This window comes from Burkholderia sp. RF7-non_BP4 (assembly GCF_001521935.1).
Taxonomy (GTDB): domain Bacteria; phylum Pseudomonadota; class Gammaproteobacteria; order Burkholderiales; family Burkholderiaceae; genus Burkholderia; species Burkholderia diffusa.
The window spans coordinates 141,107-164,526 of sequence record NZ_LOTA01000028.1; the positions used below are offsets into that span (position 1 = coordinate 141,107).

The following is a 23,420-nucleotide window of genomic DNA, read 5'->3' on the forward strand; positions in this document are numbered from 1 at the left end:
CGGCCGCCGGTTCAAGGCGGCGGCCGGGGAAGGCGGACATTTTACGCGATCATCGGCGCGCGCACGCGGCGGCCGTCAACGGATCACGCCGCAAGCGAGCGCGGGGCCCGCCGCATGCTGCGGAAACGCCGGGTCGCTCGGTTCGCGGTGCACCAGCGCCGCGCGATTCAGCGCGGAGCGCACGCCGTCGAGGGCCAGATCGGGCGCAACGATGAAACCGGCCGCGACGCCGTTCGCATCCGCATGGATGTTGCCGAGATCGCCGGCGACGCGCGCGCCCGCACGCAACCGGTCGGCGGCCGGCGCGAACACCTGGCCGGCGCTCGAGCCGTCGCCCGCGTTGCAGTCGCCGCGCTCGTGCACCTGCAGCGCGTGATCGCTGTTCGGCGGCAGGCCGGCCAGGTTGTACGTGACCTGGACGCCGTCCGGGCGTTCGACGAACGTCACCGCGCCGCGTGTCTGCGAGCCGACGGTCGGCTGCAGTTGCGCGTCGGCGCGCTTCTCGTGCGACGAGGAAAAAGAGGTACAGCCGGCCAGCAGGCCCAGCGCGGCGGCGGCCAGCAGCGCGCGCCGCGCGCGGCCGGCGTACACGCCGTGATGTCGTTGGTTCATTCGATCCTCATGCCGGCTGGCGGCCGTTCGATACGGCGGCCATGCCGGGCGGGTAAAGGGACCCGGGGAAAGTCGCCATGATACCGCGCCTCGCGGCGCCGTAAACAGCGTGAGGCCCCGCCCCGCAAGGGTTTTACGTATTTTGAACAACGATCGACGGGAACTTCGACGTCATGTCGCGCGCGCGCTCGGCGATCGCCAGCGCGACCCCGCGCGCGATGTCGCGGTAGCGCCGCGCCAGCGCGCCGTCCGGCTCGGCCGCGACCGTCGGCGTGCCGCCGTCGGCGCGCTCGCGGATCGCGATGTCGAGCGGCAGGCTGCCGAGCACGTTCACGCCGTAATCCTTGGCCATCCGCTCGGCGCCGCCCGCGCCGAAGATGTGCTCTTCGTGGCCGCAGTTCGAGCAGATGTGGATGCTCATGTTCTCGACGATGCCGAGGATCGGAATCCCGACCTTCTCGAACATCTTCAGGCCCTTCTTCGCGTCGAGCAGCGCGATGTCCTGCGGCGTCGTCACGATCACGGCGCCCGTCACCGGCACGCGCTGCGCGAGCGTGAGCTGGATGTCGCCCGTGCCCGGCGGCATGTCGACGATCAGGTAGTCGAGCTCGCGCCAGTTGGTCTGCCGCAGCAGCTGCTCGAGCGCCGATGTCGCCATCGGGCCGCGCCACACCATCGGGTTGTCTTCCTCGATCAGGAAGCCGATCGAGTTCGCCTGCAGCCCATGGCCGACCAGCGGATTCATCGACTGGTTGTCCGGCGACTCGGGGCGCTGGCCGTGAATGCCGAGCATGGTCGGCAGCGACGGACCGTAGATGTCGGCGTCGAGAATGCCGACCGACGCGCCTTCCGCGGCGAGCGCGAGCGCGAGGTTCACGGCCGTCGTGCTCTTGCCGACGCCGCCCTTGCCCGATGCGACCGCGACGATGTTCTTCACGTTCGGCAGCAGCTTCACGCCGCGCTGCACCGTGTGCGCGACGATCTCCTGCGACACGGCGACGCGTGCGTCGCGCACGCCCGGCACGGCTTTCAGCGCGTCTTCAATGCGCGCGCGCACGTCGTCGTGCTGGCTGCGCGCGGGATAGCCGAGCACCACGTCGACCGCCACGGCGTCGCCGTCGATCGCGACGTTGCGCACGCCCTTGTTCGCCGCGTACGGACGGCCGGTATTGGGGTCGACGACAGCCGCCAATGCGGCGTCGACTTGTGCCCGGTCAATGCTCATCGAAACTCCGTGAAAACGTTTTTCTCTCGCGCGAACGTCAAAAAATATCAAATAACGCTGCGAAAATCGGGAAAAGTGAAAGAATCTGTTGCACGCCATTGCGCGAACGCGCGCGTCGGAGCAATCTTCGCGTGCGGCATGCTATGGGGCCAAATCGGCCGCCCACCGCCTATATTGTAGAGGCTGATGCGTCGCCCTGTCCGGAACAGCCCCGCTGGCGAACAGGGCATGCAGCCGCCTCGGCGGCTGCCGCGAGCACGGGCCTGCCCTTCCTTTTTCGGGCGTCCGTGCAGGGAGCCGTAACTGTTGTTTGTCGTTGTCGACTCGTTCAACCAAGAGAGGAATCCAAGATGAACATGAAAATCGCGACTCGCCTGTCCGTCTTCGCACTCGCCGGCGCGCTGCTGGCAGGCTGCGCCACGCAGCAAGGCAACAATACGGCCGTCGGCACCGGCACGGGTGCGGCGCTGGGCGCGGGCATCGGCGCGCTGGCCGGTGGCGGCAAGGGCGCGGCGATCGGCGCGGGCGTCGGCGCACTGGTCGGCGGCGTGACGGGTTACAACTGGCAAGCGATCAAGAACAAGCTCGCGCCGTCGGCAGCCAAGACGGGCACGCAGGTGACCGAGCAGCCGGACGGCTCGCTGAAGCTGAACGTGCCGAGCTCGGTGACGTTCGCGACGAACCAGTACGCGATCACGCCGGCCTTCACGCCGCTGCTGAACGACCTGGCGACGACGCTGAACCAGAACCCGCAAGTGACGGCATCGATCGTCGGCTACACGGACAGCACGGGCTCGGCACAGCTGAACCAGACGCTGTCGCAGAACCGTGCGCAGAGCGTCGTGAACGCGCTGGTGCAGCGCGGCGTCGCCGGCGGCCGCCTGTCGGCACAGGGCATGGGCCCGTCGAACCCGATCGCGGACAACGCGACCGAAGCCGGCCGTGCGCAAAACCGCCGCGTCGAGATCTACCTGCGCGCAGCACAGCAGTAAGCATCGCCGCGAGAGGAGGAAACGGGGGCGCGCGCCCCCGCCGCACAAGGCTTCCCGCGGGGCCCGTAACAAATCGAAAAAAATTTCGAACTTCTGTCTCGGCCCGCGGTCTGTACTTTACGGTACGCGGCTGGCGCAGCCGGCGCGTCACCATTCTCCTCTTGTCGTTGTTGCTCCGGGGCCGTATCCGCCCCGGTTTTTTTTGCCCGGAATTTGCGTGCTGCGCCGCAGCATCGCGCCGCCGGGCACGCCGCCACGGCGGCCCCGCCCTCTCCGGCGCCCGGTCCATGGCGCCCGCGCCGGCTGACCTGCCCGCGCCCCTGCTAGAATCGCAGTTTCCGTCGTTTCCCGCCGTTCTTCTACAGACCCTATGTCCGCATCCGACCTCACTTCCGTGCAGGCCGCGGCGCCGCAAGGCAGCCGCCAGATCCTCGTTACGTCCGCACTGCCCTATGCCAACGGCCAGATTCATATCGGCCATCTGGTCGAGTACATCCAGACCGACATCTGGGTGCGGACGCTGCGAATGCACGGCCATGAGGTCTACTACATCGGCGCCGACGACACGCACGGCACGCCGGTCATGCTGCGCGCGGAGAAGGAAGGCCTCACGCCGAAGCAGCTGATCGATCGCGTGTGGACCGAGCACAAGCGCGATTTCGACAGCTTCGGCGTGTCGTTCGACAACTTCTACTCGACCGACTCGGACGAGAACCGCGTGCTGAGCGAGAAGATCTATCTCGCGCTGAAGGACAACGACCTGATCGCCGAGCGCGAGATCGAGCAGGCGTACGACCCGGTCAAGGAAATGTTCCTGCCGGACCGCTTCATCAAGGGCGAATGCCCGAAGTGCCACGCGAAGGACCAGTACGGCGACAACTGCGAAGTGTGCGGTTCGACCTACCTGCCGACCGAACTGCTTAATCCGTATTCGGTCGTGTCCGGTGCGACGCCGGTGCGCAAGACGTCGACGCACTACTTCTTCCGCCTGTCGGACCCGCGCTGCGAGTCGTTCCTGCGCGAGTGGGTCAGCGGCCTCGCGCAGCCCGAAGCCACCAACAAGATGCGCGAATGGCTCGGCGACGCCGGCGAAGCCCGCCTCGCCGACTGGGACATCTCGCGCGACGCGCCGTACTTCGGCTTCGAGATCCCGGGCGCGCCCGGCAAGTACTTCTACGTGTGGCTCGATGCGCCGGTCGGTTATTACGCGAGCTTCAAGAACCTGTGCGACCGCAAGGGCATCGACTTCGACGCGTGGATCCGGTCGGGCTCGACCGCCGAGCAGTACCACTTCATCGGCAAGGACATCCTGTATTTCCACACGCTGTTCTGGCCGGCGATGCTCGAGTTCTCGGGCCATCGCACGCCGACCAACGTGTTCGCGCACGGCTTCCTGACGGTCGACGGCGCGAAGATGTCGAAGTCGCGCGGCACGTTCATCACCGCGCAGAGCTACATCGACACCGGCCTGAACCCGGAATGGCTGCGCTACTACTTCGCCGCGAAGCTGAACGCGACGATGGAAGACATCGACCTGAACCTCGACGACTTCCAGGCGCGCGTGAACAGCGATCTCGTCGGCAAGTACGTCAACATCGCGAGCCGCGCGGCCGGCTTCCTGCTGAAGCGCTTCGACGGCCGCGTGCAGGACAGCGCGATGAACCATCCGCTCGTCGCGAAGCTGCGCGATGCGATTCCCGCGATCGCCGCGCACTACGAAGCGCGCGAATACAGCCGCGCGCTGCGCCAGACGATGGAACTCGCCGACGAAGTGAACGCATACGTCGACGGCGCGAAGCCGTGGGAACTCGCGAAGGATCCGGCCAATGCGGTCGCCCTCCACGAAACCTGCAGCGTGAGCCTCGAGGCGTTCCGCCTGCTGTCGCTCGCGCTGAAGCCGGTGATGCCGCGCGTGGCCGAAGCCGTCGAGGCCTTCTTCGGGATCGCGCCGCTCACGTGGGCCGACGCCGCGAAGCCGCTGTCGTCCACGCAGCCGATCAAGGCGTACCAGCACCTGATGACGCGGGTCGATCCGAAGCAGATCGACGCGCTGCTCGCCGCGAACCGCGATTCGCTGCAGGCGGAGGCCTCCGGCGCCGCTGCCGCGGCCACGGCCAACGCCGCGAAGGAAGGCAAGAACGCCAAGGCGAACGCGAAGGCGGCTGCCGCGAACGACGCCGACGACGGTCCGATCTCGATCGACGATTTCGCGAAGATCGACCTGCGTATCGCGAAGATCGTCGCGTGCCAGGCCGTCGAAGGCTCGGACAAGCTGCTGCAGCTCACGCTCGACATCGGCGAGGAAAAGACCCGCAACGTGTTCTCGGGCATCAAGTCCGCGTACCAGCCCGAGCAGCTCGTCGGCAAGCTGACGGTGATGGTCGCGAACCTCGCGCCGCGCAAGATGAAGTTCGGGCTGTCCGAAGGGATGGTGCTCGCCGCGTCGGCTGCCGACGAGAAGGCCGAGCCGGGCCTCTACATCCTCGAGCCGCACAGCGGCGCGAAGCCCGGCATGCGCGTGAAGTAAGCCGCACGCACGGCCGCTTGAACGAGAAAGCCTCGCACCGATGCGTGCGGGGCTTTTTTATGTTCGCACCGGGGCCCGCGCGACGGCGATGCGAGCCGGCGCGCGGCATCGTCACCGCTGGCCGAACCAGCGATCGAAGCGCCGCGTGTAGTTCAGGTCGACGCCCTGGAACGTGCCGCCATACGCGGACACCGACCAGAAGCGCGTCAGGTTGATCGTCGCCTTGAACGCGTTGCTCGCCGATTGCAGCCCTTGCTCGTAACCGAGCACGAAACGCTCGTTGATCGCCTTCGAGATCTGCACGACCTGTGCGTCGGTGAGGCCGACGTCGCTGCGGCCGATCGAGAATTCGTCGAGACCGATGCTCTGCGCGACGCGCCTGCCGGTCGCGCTGCCAAGCAGCCCGAGCGCGGCGGTCATCGCATTCTGCTGGCCGACGTTGTTGCCCTGGTCGGTGCCGTGCCCGAACAGCAGCCACGACAGCTTTTCGTTGTCCGTGACGTTCGGCTCGGACACGAGCTTGACCGTCGGCGACTGAATCGTGCCGACGACCTGCACCCCGGCCTCGACCTCCTGGTTGCGCCGCATCGCGAGGATGTTCACGCCCGGATTCGACACGGGGCCGTTGAACGTGAAGAAGCCGTTCTCGACCGCGAGCTTGCGGCCGAACGACGTATACGTCGACCCTTCCGTCACGCGCACGTTGCCGACCGCGCGCAGCGGCACGCCCGGCGCGCTCATCACGGTGATCGTGCCGCGCAGCCCGAGATCCGCGCCGTGCCCCTTGAAGCGGAAGTTGTTGCCGAGGCCGATGTCGATGTTCGCGCGCGGCGCGAGCGACGGCGCCGGCTTGTCCTCGACCTTCTGCGGCTTCGCGACCGCCGTGCCGGTCGGCGTCTCGCCGCGCACGGTCCCGTCCGGCCGCACCACGACGACATCGTCGGACAAGTGCGGCGCCGCGTCTTCCGGCAGGTCGAACAACGCACGGTCGACGACGAACTTGCCGTCGATCGACAGCGCGCCGCGCGGCCCGTCGTTCGCGACGGTCGCCTTGCCCGACAGCGACAGCTTGCGGTCCGGCGCCGCGAACAGCTCGAGCTTGTCCGCGACGATGCTCGCGGTCAGGTCCGGCGCCTCGCCGTCGAGACGCACGCGGCCGATCGCGCGCAGCGTGCCGTCGCCGCCGTGGAACTCGACCTGCTGGAATTCGACGAGGTTCTCCGCGAGCTTCACGCGCACGATGCCGTCCTTCAGCTGCACGCCCTGGTCGACGAGCGTCGCGGACAGATCGTCGCCCGTCAGCATGCCCGACACGTTCGGCTTCACCGGCGTGCCCGCGATCGTCAGCTTCAGCGCCGCGCGCCCGCCGAGCAGGTAGCTCGGCCCGAACAGGTTGCCGGTCGACTTCAGCGACGGGATGTCGGCGTCGATGCGGCCCGCCAGCGGGCCGTCGTCGACGACGCCGAACACGCCGTCGCGCAGCGCGAACGGCACGGTGACGTTCGCGTCGAGCGTGCCGACCCGGTTCGCCTTCGCGAGCGCCACCACGTTGAGCCGGTTGCCCGGTGCAAAGCTCGCGCGCGCGGACAGGTCGGTCAGCCCGAGCGACGCGATGCCGCGCCCGGTCTCGATCGTCACGTCGCCGCCGCGCCGCTTCACCTGCACGTAGCCCGTCGCGTTCGCGCCGAGCGAGAAATCCCAGTCGGCATCGAGCACGACGTCGGTGCGCACCGGCGGCCGCTGGCCCGTCAGCTCCTGGCGGATCTCGAGGAAGCGCGCGACCGACGCGCCGCGCACGGCGCCGGCCGAGCGCATCTGCCCGTGATCGAACACGAACGACTTCAGGTCGATCGCCGCGCCTTCGAGCGTGAGCCGCGTCGCGCCGAGCGTCACGCGGCCGGCGCCGGCCGACACGGCAAGCGGCGCCTGCAGCGCCACCGACGGCGTGCCGCGGTTCGCGAGGCGCGTGACGGTGCCGTCCCAGCGCATCCCGTCGCGATTCTCGACCACGCCGCCGTTCGCCGCGAGCGTCAGGTCGATCACGCGGCCGCCGGCGGTCCCGATCGCCGACGCGTCGAGCGTGTGCTTCGCGCGCGTGCCGTCGAGGTTCGCGCGCAGCGATTTCAATTGCAGCGAGCCGAGCGCGAGGTCGGTCGCGTCGGCCGTGAACACGAGCGCGCCGTGCGCGCCGTCGCGGATGTCGGCGCGCCCCTGCGCGGCACCGATCCGGTTCGAGCCGACCACGACGTGCTGGGCCTTGTAGGTACCCGTCACGTTCGGGTGCGCGAAGCTGCCGGTCAGCTCGCCCTGCGCCTGCACGAGCCCCTGCACGCCGAAGCCGAGCCGGTCGAGCTCCGGCGCGTCGACGACGAAGCGCAGCCGGTCGCCCGGCGCGCCGAAACTGCCGCGCAGGTCGACGTGGTTGCCCGCGATCGACAGGTTCGCGTTGCTCGGCAGGATCCGCGCGCCGACGAGCTGCACGACGCCCGCGCCGGTCAGCGGCACGCCGTCGTAGAGGCTGTCGCCGAGCTTGAAGGTCGCCTTCGTCGACACCTGCGGCGCGAGCGCGCCGGAGGCCGTCAGCGTGCCCGATACGCGCGTCTCGCCGCGCCTGGCCGGCGCCTTCGCGGTCGCCTTCGCCGCTTTGGCGGCCGGTTTGCCGCCGCCCGCGCCCGGCGCGCGCATCGCGGCGAGCAGCAGCGGATCGAACGCGGTCAGCGTCGCCTTCGCGTCGTAGCTCGAATGCGCGTCGTGACGGAACACGCCGGTCAGGTCGATACGTCCCTTGCCCGCCGTCACGCGCGCATCGGTCAGCACCGTCTGCTGCTGCGTCAGCGCGACCTTCGCGCGCGCGCCGAGCGCGAGCTTCGGATCGTTCAGGTTGAAGTCGACGGTCGTCACGTCGCCTGCGAGCGTCACGCCGAGCGGGCCGCCCAGGCGCATCGGCCGCAGCTCGGCGACGAATGCATTGAGGTCGAGGTTCGCGACCTTCAGGTCGAAGCGGCCCTTGCCGCCGGTCAGCGCGCCGTTGCCGGTCACGCTGCCGTCGCGAATCAGTTTCAGCGCGAGGCCGTCGATCCGCTGCGCGTGTGCGTCGAGATTGACGGTCGCATGTGCGTCGACGACGGGCAGCAGGTGCTCGCCGAGCGTGCCGGGCTTCGCGTTCACGATCGACACCGGGCCGGTCACCGCGAAACCCTTCGCCGCTGCGGCGCCGGCCGGCGCGGTCACGGGCGCCAGCTCCGCGCGCACCGCGAGATCGGCGGCCGGCGCGCCCGGCGCGAGCGCCTGCGGGTTCACGTGATCGAACGCGAGCGACGCGCGCGTGAGCGGCACCGCGCCGAACGGCGCGGCCTCGACGTGCGCGCGCCCGTTCAGCTTCATCCCGCTCGCGGCGACGTCGGCGACGAGCGCTTCGAGCGAACCCGATACGTTCGCGCTCGCGTTGACCGGTTCGTTCGCGAGCTTGCCCACGTAAGTCGCGTTGCCCGTCAGCGCGAACGGCTTCACGCCGTCGAGCTTCACGCGTGCGGTCAGCGCGCCGTACGGCGTGTCGACGCCGTCGAGCGCAAGTTCATGGTGGCGGCCGTCGCTGCGGCCGTTCAGCGCGAGATGGTCGAGCTGCGTCGTCGACCCGCCTTCGTGAATCGCCAGGTGATCGACGCGCAGATCGTCGATCCGCAACTGCAGCGGCAGGCTCAAGTCCTGCGGCGTCGTGCTCGGCGTCGACGGCCCCGGCGCGATCCGCACGTCGATCGTGCCCGCGCGAAGGTAGTCGACGGACAGCCGCCACGGCGCGCGGGTCAGCGCCCAGCGGCCGTCGAGCCGGTCGATCCGCACTTCGGTGCCGGCGCCGCCGGGGCTCGTCCACGCGAAGCCGCGCAACCGCACGCCCGTCGCGAGCGCGCCGCCTTCCAGCGTGCCCGCCAGCCGGCCGCCCAGCACGCGCACGGCCGTCTGCCACGCGAGCCGCGTGCCGCGCTCGGTCGTCGCCGCGGCCAGCACGAGCCCGGCCGCCACCACGGCGAGCAGCACGACCGTCACGAGCGTCCACGCGACGATCCGGCCCGCACGCACGCGGCGCGGCGCGCGCGGCGGCGCGTCGGGCGCGCGCTCGGGCGAGTCCGGATCGTGAGGCGGCGGCGTGTCGTTCGGATCCTTCGTCATGCGGTTCGTCGTGGCTCGTGCAACAAGGTCAGAAAGCGATGCCGAGCGTCAGGTACGGGCGCACGCTGTGGTTGCGCAGTCCGTACGCGACGTCGACGTTGATCGGGCCGACGGGGCTGCGCCAGCGCGCGCCGATGCCGACGCCCGGGTAGAACACCTTCTCGCCCCACGCATCGGTCGCGGTGCCGATGTCGAAGAAGGTCGCGGCGCCCCAGTCGCGGTTGAACCAGTGCTGGTATTCGGCGGTGCCCGTCATCAGGTACTTGGTCGGCAGCACGGAGCCGTCGACGCTGTTGCCGATGCTCTGGTAGCCGTAGCCGCGCACCGAATTCGAGCCGCCCGCGCGAAACAGCAGCGACGCCGGCACACCGGCCGAGCTGCCGCTCGTGAACACGCCGCCGAGCTCCGCGCGGAACACGAACAGGTCGCGCTTGCCGATCGGCACGTACTGCTGGCCGCGCGCGTAGCCGCGGATGAAGGTCTGGTCGGTCAGCACGCCCTTGATCGCGAAGCCGGCCTCCGCGTGGATCAGGTTGCCCGAGCGCGGGAACAGCGGATCGTCGACGTTGCGGCGCGTCCATGCCCACTGCGGCACCAGCGCGCGGCTGGTGGTCGGGCCGGCGCCGTTCTGGTCGAGCCGGTCCTGGTAGAACATCAGCGAATACGCGTAGTCGATGAACTGACCGGTGCGGGTGCGCTGCGCGCCGATCCGCGCGCTGTAGATCCGCGTGTCCGACACGTTGGTGTTCGTGTACGACGCGAGCACGCTGTTGGTCCAGCCTTTTTCGCCGGGCGGCATCGACAGCTGGACCTGGCCGTACTGCTGGATCTGGTCGAGCCGGCCCGACACGGTGAGCGGCCACGCGGCGCCGAACGTGTCGAGATACGTGTAGGAGCCCTGCACATGCGGGCCCGTATCGGTCGCGTAGCCGACGCCGCCGCGAATGTTGTTGTACGGAAACTCGCTGACCTTCACGTGCACGGGCGTGCGCTCGGGCTTCGCCGTATCGTCGCCGACGTCGATCGCGACGCTCGCGTAGTACGGCGTGTTCTGCAGCTGCCGCTGCAGCTCGGTGATCCGCTGCACGTCGTAGATCTCGCCTTCCGACAGCGGATTGACGTTCGTGACGATTTTTTCCGGATAGCGGCGCACGCCGTCGACGTCGACCTTGCCGATCGTAAACGTCGGGCCGCTGTCGAACGTGACGGCCAGCGTCGCGCGCTGCGTGCGCGGATCGACGCGCGCTTCCGACGACGCGATCTTCGCGCCCAGGTAGCGGCGCGACTGCAGTTGCTTGAGCGCCGCGCCCTTCGCGCCGTCCCAGTCGGACTGCGTGAACGGGTCGCCCGGCTTCAGCGAGAACGCGAAGCGGGTCGCGGCCTCCTGCTTCGGATCCTCGGTCTCGACCGGGCCCTTGAACGCCAGGTCGACCGTCGACACGACGGTCTGCGGCCCCGGATCGACCGCGACGCGCACGTCGCGCTTGCCGTCGCGCGTGCGCACGTCCGTGCGCACGACCGGCGAGAAATAGCCGGCCGTCGCGGTCAGGTCGCGCACCTGCTGCGGCGTGGCGGTCACGAGGAAGTCGAACTGGTCGTCGCTGATGTCGTCTCGCTTGGCGAAACGCGCGATGTCGAGATGGGCCTCGAGGAGCTTGCGGATCGCGCGCGGCGAGTCGATCTCGACGTCGTACTTCGCATACGCCGGCAGCACGAAGCACGCGGCGAGACAGCCCGCGAGGGCCGCCCGGGCCGCCGCACCGGCGCCGCGCCGCGCGCGACGACCGCGGTGACGCGCCGCGCGCGGGCTCGCCTCATGCGCCGTATGTGCCTGCTGGTTCACCTGACCCGCCAAATATGACCTCGTCCTCGGTTGGTGATTTTGCGGAAAACCCCGTATTTGACCACAGGGCGGCGGCGCTGCCCGCACGGGCGCCGCTTTGACGCCTGGACGCAACGCGACGCGCGCGGGGGCGGCCGGACGCGCCGCGGGTGTCGCGCCAGCGGATTCGACGCGCGATTGCCGCCGGCTGTTCCCCGCTATGCGGTAAAATCCCGCCATCGCGAACCCGGCGCATCGTGCGCCGCCCGAAACGGAAAGCCAAGCCATGCCGTATCAGTCCGACGTCACGCAATTCCTGAACCAGCTCAAGCAACAGAAGCCGACGCTCGAAGAAGAGCAGCGCAAGGGCCGCTCGCTGCTGTGGGACAAGCAGCCGATCGACCTCGACGAGCGCGCCGAGCAGCAGGAATCGCGCGTGAAGCAAACGTCCTACGTCTACTACCAGAACTTCTGACGACGTGAGCGCCGCCGACGAGGCCAGCGCCGCCCGGCAGGACGACGCGATCGCCGCGCCCGCGGGCGCCGATTCGACGCCCGACACGGTCGACGGTGTCGCGGCGTTCGCACGCCTGTACGGCGAGCCGCTCTTCAAGCTGCCGCAGGATCTCTACATCCCGCCCGATGCGCTCGAGGTGTTCCTCGAGACGTTCGAAGGCCCGCTCGACTTGCTGCTGTACCTGATCCGCAAGCAGAACTTCAACGTGCTCGACATCCCGATGGCGCAGGTCACCGCGCAATATCTGGGCTACGTCGACCAGATCCGCACGTCGAACCTCGAGCTGGCGGCCGAATACCTGCTGATGGCCGCGATGCTGATCGAGATCAAGTCGCGGATGCTGCTGCCGGTCAAGAAGGCCGATACCGGCGAGGAAGCCGAGGATCCGCGCGCGGAACTCGTGCGCCGCCTGCTCGAATACGAGCAGATGAAGCTCGCCGCGCAACGCCTCGACCAGCTGCCGCAGCTCGGCCGCGACTTCCTGCGCGCCGAGGTCTACATCGAGCAGAGCATCACGCCGCGCTTCCCGGACGTCGATTCGGACGACCTGCGCGCCGCGTGGGCCGACGTGCTCAAGCGCGCGAAGCTCGTCCAGCACCACAAGATCTCCCGCGAGGAGCTGTCGGTGCGCGAACACATGAGCCTGATCCTGCGACGGCTGCAGAACGCACGCTTCATGGAGTTCGCCGACCTGTTCGACACGTCGCGCGGCGTGCCCGTCGTCGTCGTGAACTTCATCGCGATGCTCGAACTCGCGCGCGAATCGCTCGTCGAGATCACGCAGGCCGAACCGTTCGCGCCGATCTACGTGCGCCTCGCGTACCTGCCCGCGTAACGCGCGCCGCCGCGCCCGCATCACCCCCGCACACCGAAACACACCGCATCCCGCCGCCGGGCCCGCCCGCGCGGCTCGCTCGCGGTGCGCCCGGTTTAAAAATGAACGATCGTACTTTTTTCGATGCGTCCGGCGGCCAAATCCTCTACAATCCGCCGACGCCCGATGCGCCGCCCGCGCGCCGGCGTTCTCCGCTTCGACCCCGACGCCGCTGTTGCGGCGCCAACGCGCGCCTGCGCGAGGAACCCGCTACCCGATCATGAAAGTCATCAGCTCGATCCAGGAACTGCGCGACCAGTTGCGCGGCCAGAACCGCACGGCGTTCGTGCCGACGATGGGCAACCTGCACGAAGGTCACCTGTCGTTGATGCGCCTCGCGCGCCAGCACGGCGACCCGGTCGTGGCGAGCATCTTCGTCAACCGGCTGCAGTTCGGCCCGAACGAGGATTTCGACAAATATCCGCGCACGCTCCAGGACGACATCGAGAAGCTGCAGAAGGAAAACGTCTACGTGCTGTTCGCGCCGACCGAGCGCGACATGTATCCGGAGCCGCAGGAGTACCGCGTGCTGCCGCCCGACGACCTCGGCGGGATCCTCGAGGGCGAGTTCCGCCCGGGCTTCTTCACCGGCGTGTGCACGGTCGTCGCGAAGCTGATGTCCTGCGTGCAGCCGCGCGTCGCGGTGTTCGGCAAGAAGGATTACCAGCAGTTGATGATCGTGCGCCGGATGTGCCAGCAGCTCGCGCTGCCGGTCGAGATCATCGCGGCCGAGACGGTGCGCGACGAGGACGGCCTCGCGCTGTCGTCGCGCAACCGCTATCTGACGACCGACGAGCGCAAGGAGGCGCCGGAACTCGCGAAGACACTGCAGCGCGTGCGCGACAGCGTGCTCGGCGGCGAACGCGACCTCGGCAAGCTCGAGCAGACCGCGCGCACGCACCTGGCCGAGCGCGGCTGGGCGCCCGACTACATCTCGATCCGCCGCCGCGCGAACCTGATCGCGCCGAGCGCCGCCGAACTCGAAGCCGGCGAGCCGCTCGTCGTGCTCGCGGCCGCGAAACTCGGCGCGACGCGCCTGATCGACAACCTGGAAATCTGACGGGCCGCCCGCCCTCGCCTCTCACGCATCACGGAGATACCATGCAGCGCCATATGCTCAAATCGAAGATCCACCGCGCGGCCGTCACGCACTGCGAGCTGCATTACGAAGGCTCGTGCGCGATCGACGAAGACCTGCTCGAAGCGGCGGGCCTCATCGAAAACGAACGGATCGACATCTGGAACATCAACAACGGCGAGCGCTTCTCGACGTACGCGATCAAGGGCGAGCGCGGCAGCGGGATGATTTCGCTGAACGGCTCGGCGGCGCGCCGCGCGCAACTCGGCGACCTCGTGATCATCGCGGCGTTCGCGATGGTCGATGAAGCCGAGCTGCAGGCCGGCTGGAAGCCGAAGCTCGTGTTCATCGACGAAGGCAACAAGATCAAGGGCCACCGCGATCACGTGCCGACGCAGAACTGGACCTGATTCACGCGGCGGCCGGCGCGCCATGACGGCCGGCACCGCGCAGTCGCCGATGCGGGAAGGGCCTGATCCGTCACGATGCCGGATCAGGCCCTTCTTCATTCGCCCTGCTGTAATTGGCCTCGCCGGCGTCCGGCCCTCGAGGATCAAGACGCCTTGGCGACCTTCTCCGCTTTCGGCGCGCGGCGCTCGGCCCATTCGACGATCGGCCGCCACTGTTCGAGATCCTTCTCGACGCGGCTTTTCGCGACGTCCCACAGCGTCAGGCCGTGCGCGGCGATCTGCACGTAGTTCTGCGTGTCGCGCACGTAGCCGAGCACCGGCAGCCCGAGCCCTTCGACGAAACGGTGCAGCTGATCGGACGAGCGCGTGCGCGCGTCGACCCGCATCCCGACGATCCCGACCTCCACGCTGCCCTTGCGCACCGCCTTCTCGCCGGCCAGGCGCTCCAGAAACTGCTGGGTCGCGAGAATATCGAACATCGACGGCTGCAGCGGCACGATCACCTTGTCGGCGAGCTGCAGCGCGACGTTGAGCCGGTTGCCGTGCAGGCCGGCCGGCGTGTCGATCACCGCGTATTCGAGTCCGCGCGGCGGCTTCGACGGCGCGTCCGGATCGAGATCCCACGCCTCGATCGCCGGCAGGCCGGCCGGCCGCAGGTCGAGCCACGCATGCGCGGACTGCTGCCGGTCCAGATCGGCGAGCGCGACCCATGCGCCCTGCGCCGCGAAATAGCCGGCAAGATTGGTGGACAGCGTGCTTTTCCCCACGCCGCCCTTCGGATTCGCCACCACGATGACCGTCATGAATTCCCCCGAAAAAGCCACGCGGCGCCTGCCGCCCTGGCAAGCGCCGCTCAATTGCGGATACAGGGAGCGATGATATCGGCAAACGGGGTGTCACCGGAACGGGTTGCGCCGATGCCCGCCCTCTTTTATGCGGTTCGCGTCGCGGCGCGCGGTGCGCCGAGCGCGAACGCGCCGCCGCCCAGCAGCGCCTGCACGGCCAGCGTGACGGCCCAGAACGCCGGATATTCCCAGCCGCCGTTCGGCGACGCGAAGCTCCAGCCGTTGGGCAGATGCGCGGACACCGCGCCGAGCATGAACGGCAGCAGCACCAGCGCGGCGATCCGCACGCGGAAGCCCGCGAGCAGCGCAAGGCCGCCGGCCAGCTCGACGAACGTCGTCACATACGCGAGCCAGCCCGGCAGGCCGATCGACGCGAAGAACTGCGCGGTGCCGGGCAGCGTGAAGACGAACACCTTCTGCGCGACGTGCGCGAGGTACAGCACGCCGAGTGCGACGCGCAGCAGCGTCGCGCCGAGATCGTTGAGGCGTTGGGGGTTCATGGCGAATTCCTTCATGAGTGGATGAGAATGGATCGCACTCTATTCGAATCGATTCGACCAATAAACACGCGATATGGCTTTAACTGATTCCCAAAAAGAACGAATCGGATCGCAAAAAAGGGCATGATCGATCATGCCCCGCTGCCCGTACCCGGCTACGGATCTCAGCCGCCGCTTTTGCCTTGCGTGGCGTCACCCGAACCGGCCGGTCCGCCGCCCGGTGCGTACGAGTCACATGCGTGCGCCGCCGCCGACGCGCCCAGCAGCGCCGCGAGCAGCACGCCCAACCACCATCGAGCCTTCATCGTCGCGCTCCTTCGGGCGGACCTCCGCCCATCTGAGTTGTACGCGATCCGCCGCAAAATGCCAGGCCGGGCACGCCCTGCGTCAACGGAACTCGGCGTACAGCGCGCGCAGGTCGAGATGCTCGGCGAACGAATCGGCCAGCCGCTCCAGCGACGCCTCGCGCAGCGCCGGGTAGTCGATGCGCTCCGCGCCGTCGAGCCCCGCCCACGCGAGCAGTGCCGCGCACGCGTCGGGCGCGTCGAACAGCCCGTGCACGTAGGTCGCGAGGATCTGCCCGTCGGCCGACCGCGCGCCGTCCGCGCGCACGCCGCCCGCTGCGTCGCCCGCCGCCAGTTCCAGCGCGGGCGTCGCGAGCGCGGGCCCGCACGTATCGCCCATGTGGATCTCGTAGCCGTGCACGGCGGCCGCGCCGGGCAGCGCGAGATGCCCGGTCACGTTCTTCAGCGTCTTGTCCGGCTGCAGCGTCGTGTCGAAATCGAGCAGCCCGAGCCCCGGCACGCTGCCGGGCGCGCCTTCGAGGCCGAGCGGATCGTCCAGCGTGCGGCCAAGCATCTGCATCCCGCCGCAGATGCCGATCACCTTGCCGCCATAGCGCAGGTGCCGGCGGATTACCGCGTCCCAGCCCGTGTCGCGCAACCACGCGAGATCGCGCTGCACGCTTTTCGAACCGGGCAGGATCAGCAGGTCGGCATCCGGCACCGGGCCGCTCTTCCAGTACGTGAACTCGACCTGCGGATGCGCGCGCAGCGGATCGAAATCGGTATGGTTGCTGATCCGCGGCAGCGCGGGCACCACCACGCGCAACACGCCGGCGTCGCCGCGCAAGGCGGCGCTGCGCGCCTGCGACGGCAGCATGTCCTCGGCATCGAGCGTCAATCCGTGCAGGTACGGCAGCACGCCGAACACCGGCTTGCCCGTCTGCGCGCGCAGCCAGTCGAGGCCCGGTTCGAGCAGCTTGATATCGCCGCGAAAGCGGTTGATCACGAAGCCGCGCACGCGCGCGCGCTCGCTGTCCGACAGGCACGCGAGCGTGCCGACCAGATGCGCGAACACGCCGCCGCGGTCGATATCGGCCACCAGCACGACCGGGCAGTCCACGCGTTCGGCGAAGCCCATGTTCGCGATGTCGCCTTCGCGCAGGTTGATTTCGGCCGGGCTGCCCGCGCCTTCGACGAGCACCGTGTCGTAGCCGGCACGCAGCCGCGCGTACGATTCGAGCACCGCGTCGAACGCGACCGGCTTGTAGTCGTGGTACGCACGCGCGTCGAGGTTCATGCGCGCCTTGCCGTGGATGATCACCTGCGCGCCGCGATCGCTCGTCGGCTTCAGCAGCACCGGGTTGAAATCGGTATGCGGCGCGACACCCGCGGCGAGCGCCTGCAACGCCTGCGCGCGGCCGATCTCGCCGCCATCGGCCGTCACCGCGCTGTTCAGCGCCATGTTCTGCGGCTTGAACGGCGCGACGCGCGCACCCGCGCGACGCGCGAGGCGGCACAGGCCCGCGACGAGCGTGCTCTTGCCGGCGTCGGACGTCGTGCCCTGGATCATCAACGTGCCGCGCGGCTGCGGTTCGGGTGCATTCATCGTATGCAAGGTCGTGGCGAAGCAAAGGCCGCATTATCGCCCGCGCCGCCACGCGTGCGCCGTTACAATCACGCGATGATTCCGCACGACCTCACTTTCGTCCTCGGCGGCGCGCGCTCGGGCAAGAGCGCGCACGCCGAGCGGCTCGCCGCCGACAGCGGCCGCCCCGTCACCTATATCGCGACCGCGGCCGCGACGGCCGCCGATGCCGAATTCGAACGGCGCATCGCGCATCACCGCGCGCGCCGGCCGGCCGACTGGGGCTTCGCCGACGCGCCCGTCGACCTCGCCGGCACGCTCGCGCGGCTCGACGATCCGCGCGCGTGCCTGCTCGTCGACTGCCTGACGCTGTGGCTCACGAACCTGCTGTGCCCGCTCGACGGCGAACCGCTCGACGACGCGCAGTATGCGGCGCAGGTCGAGCGGCTCGAGCACGCGTTGCGCGGTGCGCGCGCGAAGGTGATCGTCGTCAGCAACGAAATCGGGCTCGGCGTCGTGCCGCTCGGGTCGGTCACGCGCCGCTACGTCGACGAACTCGGGCGACTGAACCAACGCATCGCCGCGCTCGCGACGCGCGTGACGCTGCTGGTCGCCGGGCTGCCGCTCGAACTCAAGGCGGGAGCGCCGTCATGCTGATGCTGTCGCTGCCGGTCGTCGCGATGCTCGCGGTCGCGGCCGCGATCGTCGATCGCATCGTCGGCGAACCGGCCGGCTGGCATCCGCTCGTCGCGTTCGGCCGGCTCGCCGCGCGCATCGAAGGCGCACTGAACACGGGGCGGCGCGGCCGCATGGTCGGCGTCGCCGCGTGGCTCGCGGCGGTGGTGCCGCCGGTGGCCTTCGCCGCGTGGCTCGCGGCCGTGCTGCCCTGGCCGCTCGCGGCCGCACTGCACGTCGCGCTGCTGTGGTTCGCGCTCGGCGCGAAAAGCCTCGGCGACCACGTCGCCCCGATCGCCGCCGCGCTGCTGCGGCACGACCTCGACGCCGCGCGCGCGCTGACCGCGCGCATCGTATCGCGCGACACCAGCGAAGCCGACGAAGGCGCGCTGTCGCGCGCGGCCGTCGAATCGGCGCTCGAGAACGGCAACGACGCGATCTTCGGCGCGCTCTTCTGGTTCGTCGTCGCGGGCGGCCCCGGCGCGCTGCTGTTCCGGCTCGCGAACACGCTCGACGCGATGTGGGGCTACCGCACGCCGCGCTTCCTGACGTTCGGCTGGGCCGCCGCGCGCCTCGACGACGCGCTCAACTGGATTCCCGCGCGCCTCACCGCCGCGAGCTACGCGCTGCTCGGCGACACGGCCGCAGCATGGCGCTGCTGGCGCACGCAGGCGCGCCACTGGGACAGCCCGAACGCGGGCCCCGTGATGGCCGCGGGCGCCGGCAGCCTGAACGTGCAGCTCGGCGGCCCGGCCGTCTATCACGGCGAAATCGAAGACCGTCCCGCGCTCGGCACCGGCGCGCCGGCGACGGCCGTGCACGTCGTCGCCGCGCTGTCGCTCGTCACGCGCACGCTCGCGCTGTGGCTCGCACTGCTCGTCGCGGGCGGCGCACTCATCCTCGCTACCCATCATGTCTGACGCACGCATCCCGCACGGCGGCAACCTGCACGAAGCCGCGCGCCGCCACGGCATTCCGTACGACGCGTGGCTCGACCTGTCGACCGGCATCAATCCGGTCGGCTATCCGGTGCCGCCGGTCCCGGCCGACGCATGGCGCCGGCTGCCCGACGACGACGATACGCTCGCCGCATGCGCGTCCGGCTACTACCACGCCCCCGATGCCGCACACGTGCTGCCGGTCGCCGGCAGCCAGGCCGCGATCCGCGCGTTGCCCGCGCTGCTCCCGACCGGCGACGCCGGTGTCGCCGCGCTCGCGTATGGCGAATACGCCCCTGCGTTCGCGCGCCACGGCCATCGCGTCGTCGCGCTCGACATCGGCGCGGAGGTGTTGCCCGCGTCGCTGCGTCACGTCATCGTCGGGAATCCGAATAATCCGACCGCCGAACTCGTTCCGGCCGAACGGCTGCTCGGCTGGCATGCGCAGCTGTCGGCACGCGGCGGCACGCTCATCGTCGACGAGGCATTCGCGGATACGGGCGCCACGCCGTCGCTCGCGCAATTCACCGATCGTCCGGGCCTCGTCGTGCTGCGCTCGGTCGGCAAGTTCTTCGGACTCGCCGGCATTCGAGCCGGCTTCGTGCTCGCCCGTCCCGAGCTGGTCGCCGCGCTGCGCGACATGCTCGGCGCGTGGACCGTCAGCGGCCCCGCGCGTCACGCGGTCGCCGCCGCATTCGCCGACCACGCATGGCAGGCCGCCGCGCGCATGCGGCTCGCGGCCGACGGCGAGCGCCTCGCCGCGCTGCTGCGCACGCACGGCTTCGCGGTGCACGCGACGCCGCTGTTCAGCTGGACCGACGACCCGCGCGCCGCCGCGCTGCACGCGGCGCTCGCCGCACACGGGATCTGGACGCGATACTTTGCACGACCGTCGAGCGTGCGCGTCGGCCTGCCGGGCAACGAAGCCGAATGGCGGCGCGTCGCCGACGCACTCTCGCAGTGTGTCCCGACGCTGCCACAGGCAGCCGCATGACCGCCTGCCTGCTCCGCCGGCTGCCGGCCCTCGCGTCGCTGATCGCGCTCGCGCCCTTCGCTCACGCCGACGTGACGACCCGCGACGATGCCGGCAATACCGTCACACTGCCCGCACCGGCGCAACGCGTGATCAGCCTCGCGCCGCATGCGACCGAGCTGGTCTACGCGGCCGGCGGCGGTGCGAAACTGGTCGGCACGGTCACGTACAGCGACTACCCGCCCGCCGCGCAGGCCGTGCCGCGTGTCGGCGACAACAAGGCGCTCGACCTCGAGCGAATCGCCGCGCTGAAGCCCGACCTGATCGTCGTCTGGCGGCACGGCAACGCCGAGCGGCAAACCGATGCGCTGCGTGCGCTGCACATTCCGCTGTTCTTCAGTGAACCGAAACATCTCGACGACGTGGCCACGTCACTGCGCCGGCTCGGCACGCTGCTCGGTACCGAGCCGGTCGCCGACGCGGCAGCGGTATCGTTCTCGCGCGACATCGCGGCGCTGCGCGCGCGTTACGCGGCACGCCCGCCGGTCACGATGTTCTTCCAGGTATGGGACCGCCCGTTGACGACGCTCAACGGCACGCATCTGTTCAACGAAGTCATCTCGCTGTGCGGCGGCCGCAACGTGTTCGCGGCGCTGAAGCCGCTCGCGCCGACCGTCACCGACGAGGCCGTGCTTGCGGCGAATCCGGAAGCGATCGTGACGACGAGTGCCGGCGCGACACGTTCGGACGCACCGCTGCCGAGCCTTGCGCGCTGGCGTGCATGGCCCGCGCTGACGGCCGTGGCGCGCAACAACCTGTTCGCGATCGACGGCGATCTGCTGACCCGGCCATCGCCGCGGATCGCGCAAGGCGCGGCCGCGCTGTGCGAGGATCTCGACGCCGCGCGGGCGCGGCGGCCGGCGCGCTGATTTCGGGCTTCGATGCCCTTCCGCGCGTCAGGCGAGCAAGCGGTCGCCTAAGCGTCCCAGTGGACGACGTCCCATGTGCGGGCGGCATCCTCCGTCCGCAACCAGACGACGCCGCCCGTCGGCACCGGTCGCGACAACAGCGTATCGAGCGGCACGCGCAACGCATGCGACGCGAATGCGCGAATCACGCCTGCGTGCGTGAGCGCCCATAGCGGCGCGTCGGTCCGCGCGACCGCGTCCGCGATCCGCGCGACGCGCGCGGCGAACCGTGCGACGCTTTCGCCGCCATGCGCGCACGCATGCATCAGGTCGGCCGCCCACGCATCGAGCGCCGCGCGGTCGATATCGTCCCAGCGCCGCAGCTCCCACGCGCCGAAGTCCATTTCCTGCCAGCCCGCGTCACGCCGCAGCGGCACGTCGAACGCCTGCGCGAGCCGCTCGGCGACCGACGCGCAACGCGTCAGCGGGCTCGTCCAGACCTGCCCGGGCAACGGCGCCCCGAGCGCCGCCAGACGCTCACACACGGCCCGCGCCCCCGCCTCGGCCGATGCGGCGAGCGGCACGTCGCTGCATCCGTAGCAAACGCCCGGTTCGACATCGACGGCCGGATGGCGAATCAGGACGAGATCCATCCGAGCACCACGAGATAGATCGCCAGTTCGCTCAACTGCTGCGCGAAGCCGAGGCAGTCGCCCGTATACCCGCCGATCCGCTTCACGAAATAGCGGGCCGCCCATGCGCGCACGAGCGCGAGCGCGACGAGCGCCGCGAGGCCCGCGCGCCAGTCCGGCCAGAACAGCCACGGCAGCCCGAATGCGGCCGCGATCCAGGCCGCGCGTGCGCCCATGCGTTGCGCGACCGGCTTCGCCTTGCCTTCCGGCCGGACATAGTCGAGCGACATCAGCAGGCTCACGGCCGCCGCGCGGCTCGCCGCATGCGCGGCGATCATCGTCCACGCGGCGCGCAGCGGCGGCATGGCCGCGAGCGCCTGCCATTTCAGGCCGAGCGCGATCACGAGCGCGACCGCGCCGAACGTGCCGATTCGCGAATCGTGCATGATGCGCAGCACGTCGTCTCGCGCGTAGCCGCCGCCGAACGCATCGCAGCTGTCGGCCAGGCCATCCTCGTGGAACGCGCCGGTCGCGAGCAGCGTCGCGGCCATCGACACGCCGACCGCGATCGACGCGGGCAACACGCGCAGTGCCGCGAGATAGACGAGCGCGCCCCACGCGCCGACGCACGCGCCGACCAGCGGGAAGTAACGTGCGGCCTGGTCGAGATCGCCGGCGGCGTAGCCGATCGCGCGCGGCACCGGCACGCGCGTGAAATAGCCGAGCGCGACGAAGAAATAGCGCAGTTCGGCGCGTACACCGTTCGCGCGCTCAGGCGTCACGATTGTCGACGCCCGCGGATTCGAAGCTCGCCATCTCGGTAAGGAACGCGACCGCCGCGCGCACCAGCGGCAGCGCAAGCGCGGCGCCCGTGCCTTCGCCGAGACGCAGGTCGAGCGCGAGCAGCGGCTTCGCGCCGAAATGCTCGAGCATGCGCCGGTGCCCGGCCTCGTGCGACGCGTGCGAGAACACGCAGTAGTCGCGCACGCCGGGCGCGATGCGCTCGGCGACCAACAGCGCGGCCGTGGCGATGAAGCCGTCGACGAGGATCGTCATCCGCTCGCTCGCGGCCGCGAGATACGCGCCCGTCATCATCGCGATCTCGAAACCGCCGAACGTCGCGAGCACGTCGAGCGGCGCGATCGCATGCGAATGCCGGACGAGCGCGCGGCCGAGCACCGCGCGCTTGTGCGCGAGCCCCTGGTCGTCGAGGCCCGTGCCGCGCCCGACGCACGCGTCGATCGGCACGTCGAGCAGCCGGCTCATCAGGCACGCGGCCGACGACGTGTTCGCGATCCCCATTTCGCCGAAGCCGATCACGTTCGTGCCGAGCGAGGCGTGCAGGCGCACGCGCGCCGCACCGGCGGCGAGCGCCGTCCGCGCCTCGTCGGGCGTCATCGCCGGTTCGGCCGCGAAGTTGCGCGTGCCGCGCGCGACCGGCAGCGACACGAGCCGGTCGGACACCGGCAGCGGCGACGCGACGCCCGCATCGACGATCTCGAGCACGCTCTGCGCGACACCCGAGAACGCATTGATCGCCGCGCCGCCGGCCAGGAAGTTGGCGACCATCTGCGCGGTGACCGCCTGCGGATACGGGCTCACGCCCTCGGCCGCGATCCCGTGGTCGCCCGCGAACACGATCGTCACCGGACGCTGTACGTGCGGCGTCTCGGTGCGCTGGATCAGGCCGACCTGCAGCGCGAGCGCCTCGAGCTGGCCGAGACTGCCGGGCGGCTTGGTCTTGTGATCGATCACATGCTGCAGGCGCTTGCGCAGCGTCTCGTCGAGCGGCGCGATCGCGGGCGGGAAGTCGGTCGGATTCGTCATCGGAAGGTTGCCTCGTTGGCGCGGCCGGT

At 69.9% G+C, this 23,420-nt stretch carries 21 protein-coding genes; 10 read left to right on the top strand and 11 right to left on the bottom strand.

The window, feature by feature from the left end:
- Window positions 1-75: 75 nt before the first annotated feature.
- Complete coding sequence (gene sodC, locus WS49_RS10505) at window positions 76-612, bottom strand: superoxide dismutase [Cu-Zn] (RefSeq protein WP_059527554.1); 537 nt, start codon at window positions 610-612, stop codon at window positions 76-78.
- A 133-nt stretch (window positions 613-745) separates the two neighbouring features.
- Window positions 746-1,837 (bottom strand): iron-sulfur cluster carrier protein ApbC, encoded by a 1,092-nt coding sequence (apbC, locus tag WS49_RS10510; RefSeq protein WP_059527558.1) that lies wholly within the window; start codon window positions 1,835-1,837, stop codon window positions 746-748.
- Window positions 1,838-2,187: 350 nt separating this feature from the next.
- Between apbC and WS49_RS10515 the strand changes: the two genes are divergently transcribed.
- The gene (locus WS49_RS10515) at window positions 2,188-2,829 is read left to right on the top strand and encodes an OmpA family protein (protein WP_059527561.1); all 642 of its coding nucleotides are present in this window, start codon (window positions 2,188-2,190) and stop codon (window positions 2,827-2,829) included.
- A gap of 370 nt (window positions 2,830-3,199) precedes the next feature.
- Window positions 3,200-5,356: a methionine--tRNA ligase gene (metG, locus tag WS49_RS10520; RefSeq protein WP_059527564.1), complete on the top strand. Its 2,157-nt coding sequence runs from the start codon at window positions 3,200-3,202 to the stop codon at window positions 5,354-5,356.
- Between the two features lie 111 nt (window positions 5,357-5,467).
- Here metG and WS49_RS10525 read toward each other — a convergent pair whose 3' ends face one another.
- Window positions 5,468-9,523 (bottom strand): translocation/assembly module TamB domain-containing protein, encoded by a 4,056-nt coding sequence (locus WS49_RS10525; protein WP_059527567.1) that lies wholly within the window; start codon window positions 9,521-9,523, stop codon window positions 5,468-5,470.
- Between the two features lie 28 nt (window positions 9,524-9,551).
- Window positions 9,552-11,378 (bottom strand): autotransporter assembly complex protein TamA, encoded by a 1,827-nt coding sequence (locus WS49_RS10530; protein ID WP_059527570.1) that lies wholly within the window; start codon window positions 11,376-11,378, stop codon window positions 9,552-9,554.
- Window positions 11,379-11,631: 253 nt separating this feature from the next.
- On the opposite strand from WS49_RS10530, the gene WS49_RS10535 reads away from it, so the two are divergent.
- From WS49_RS10535 to panD, 4 genes are all read left to right on the top strand, one after another.
- Window positions 11,632-11,820: a DUF3460 family protein gene (locus tag WS49_RS10535; RefSeq protein ID WP_044849219.1), complete on the top strand. Its 189-nt coding sequence runs from the start codon at window positions 11,632-11,634 to the stop codon at window positions 11,818-11,820.
- A 4-nt stretch (window positions 11,821-11,824) separates the two neighbouring features.
- Window positions 11,825-12,697, top strand: coding sequence for a segregation and condensation protein A (locus WS49_RS10540; protein ID WP_059527573.1), 873 nt, complete (start codon window positions 11,825-11,827; stop codon window positions 12,695-12,697).
- Window positions 12,698-12,956: 259 nt separating this feature from the next.
- Window positions 12,957-13,796, top strand: coding sequence for a pantoate--beta-alanine ligase (gene panC / locus WS49_RS10545; protein ID WP_059528301.1), 840 nt, complete (start codon window positions 12,957-12,959; stop codon window positions 13,794-13,796).
- Window positions 13,797-13,837: 41 nt separating this feature from the next.
- Entirely contained in the window at window positions 13,838-14,224 is a 387-nt protein-coding gene (panD, locus tag WS49_RS10550; RefSeq protein ID WP_006484038.1) for an aspartate 1-decarboxylase, read from the top strand.
- A gap of 143 nt (window positions 14,225-14,367) precedes the next feature.
- On the opposite strand, the gene WS49_RS10555 is transcribed toward panD, so the two are convergent.
- The 4 genes from WS49_RS10555 to WS49_RS10565 all read right to left on the bottom strand — a co-directional run bounded on the left by WS49_RS10555 (window position 14,368) and on the right by WS49_RS10565 (window position 17,459).
- The gene (locus WS49_RS10555; RefSeq protein ID WP_059527575.1) at window positions 14,368-15,027 is read right to left on the bottom strand and encodes a ParA family protein; all 660 of its coding nucleotides are present in this window, start codon (window positions 15,025-15,027) and stop codon (window positions 14,368-14,370) included.
- Between the two features lie 128 nt (window positions 15,028-15,155).
- On the bottom strand, window positions 15,156-15,569 hold the full coding sequence (locus WS49_RS10560; RefSeq protein WP_059528303.1) for a DoxX family protein: 414 nt from the start codon (window positions 15,567-15,569) through the stop codon (window positions 15,156-15,158).
- A gap of 164 nt (window positions 15,570-15,733) precedes the next feature.
- Window positions 15,734-15,874: a hypothetical protein gene (locus WS49_RS35585; RefSeq protein ID WP_175907982.1), complete on the bottom strand. Its 141-nt coding sequence runs from the start codon at window positions 15,872-15,874 to the stop codon at window positions 15,734-15,736.
- 82 nt (window positions 15,875-15,956) lie between these two features.
- Entirely contained in the window at window positions 15,957-17,459 is a 1,503-nt protein-coding gene (locus WS49_RS10565; RefSeq protein ID WP_059527578.1) for a cobyric acid synthase, read from the bottom strand.
- Between the two features lie 75 nt (window positions 17,460-17,534).
- Between WS49_RS10565 and cobU the strand changes: the two genes are divergently transcribed.
- Genes cobU through WS49_RS10585 form a run of 4 tightly spaced genes read left to right on the top strand, consistent with a single transcriptional unit; the run spans window position 17,535 to window position 20,953 of the window.
- On the top strand, window positions 17,535-18,095 hold the full coding sequence (gene cobU, locus WS49_RS10570) for a bifunctional adenosylcobinamide kinase/adenosylcobinamide-phosphate guanylyltransferase (RefSeq protein WP_059528305.1): 561 nt from the start codon (window positions 17,535-17,537) through the stop codon (window positions 18,093-18,095).
- Entirely contained in the window at window positions 18,089-19,033 is a 945-nt protein-coding gene (gene cbiB, locus WS49_RS10575) for an adenosylcobinamide-phosphate synthase CbiB (RefSeq protein ID WP_059527581.1), read from the top strand. The genes cobU and cbiB overlap by 7 nt, the downstream gene beginning before the upstream one ends.
- Window positions 19,026-20,045, top strand: coding sequence for a threonine-phosphate decarboxylase CobD (cobD, locus tag WS49_RS10580; protein ID WP_059527584.1), 1,020 nt, complete (start codon window positions 19,026-19,028; stop codon window positions 20,043-20,045). The genes cbiB and cobD overlap by 8 nt, the downstream gene beginning before the upstream one ends.
- Entirely contained in the window at window positions 20,042-20,953 is a 912-nt protein-coding gene (locus WS49_RS10585; protein ID WP_059527588.1) for a cobalamin-binding protein, read from the top strand. Before cobD ends, WS49_RS10585 begins: the two co-directional genes overlap by 4 nt.
- Window positions 20,954-21,000: 47 nt before the next feature.
- On the opposite strand, the gene cobC is transcribed toward WS49_RS10585, so the two are convergent.
- From cobC to cobT, 3 genes are read right to left on the bottom strand one after another with little or no spacing between them, the layout of a single operon-like run.
- Window positions 21,001-21,585 (bottom strand): alpha-ribazole phosphatase, encoded by a 585-nt coding sequence (cobC, locus tag WS49_RS10590; protein WP_059527591.1) that lies wholly within the window; start codon window positions 21,583-21,585, stop codon window positions 21,001-21,003.
- On the bottom strand, window positions 21,570-22,346 hold the full coding sequence (locus WS49_RS10595) for an adenosylcobinamide-GDP ribazoletransferase (protein ID WP_059527599.1): 777 nt from the start codon (window positions 22,344-22,346) through the stop codon (window positions 21,570-21,572). Before WS49_RS10595 ends, cobC begins: the two co-directional genes overlap by 16 nt.
- Window positions 22,336-23,391: a nicotinate-nucleotide--dimethylbenzimidazole phosphoribosyltransferase gene (gene cobT, locus WS49_RS10600; RefSeq protein ID WP_059527601.1), complete on the bottom strand. Its 1,056-nt coding sequence runs from the start codon at window positions 23,389-23,391 to the stop codon at window positions 22,336-22,338. The genes WS49_RS10595 and cobT overlap by 11 nt, the downstream gene beginning before the upstream one ends.
- Window positions 23,392-23,420 lie beyond the last annotated feature (29 nt).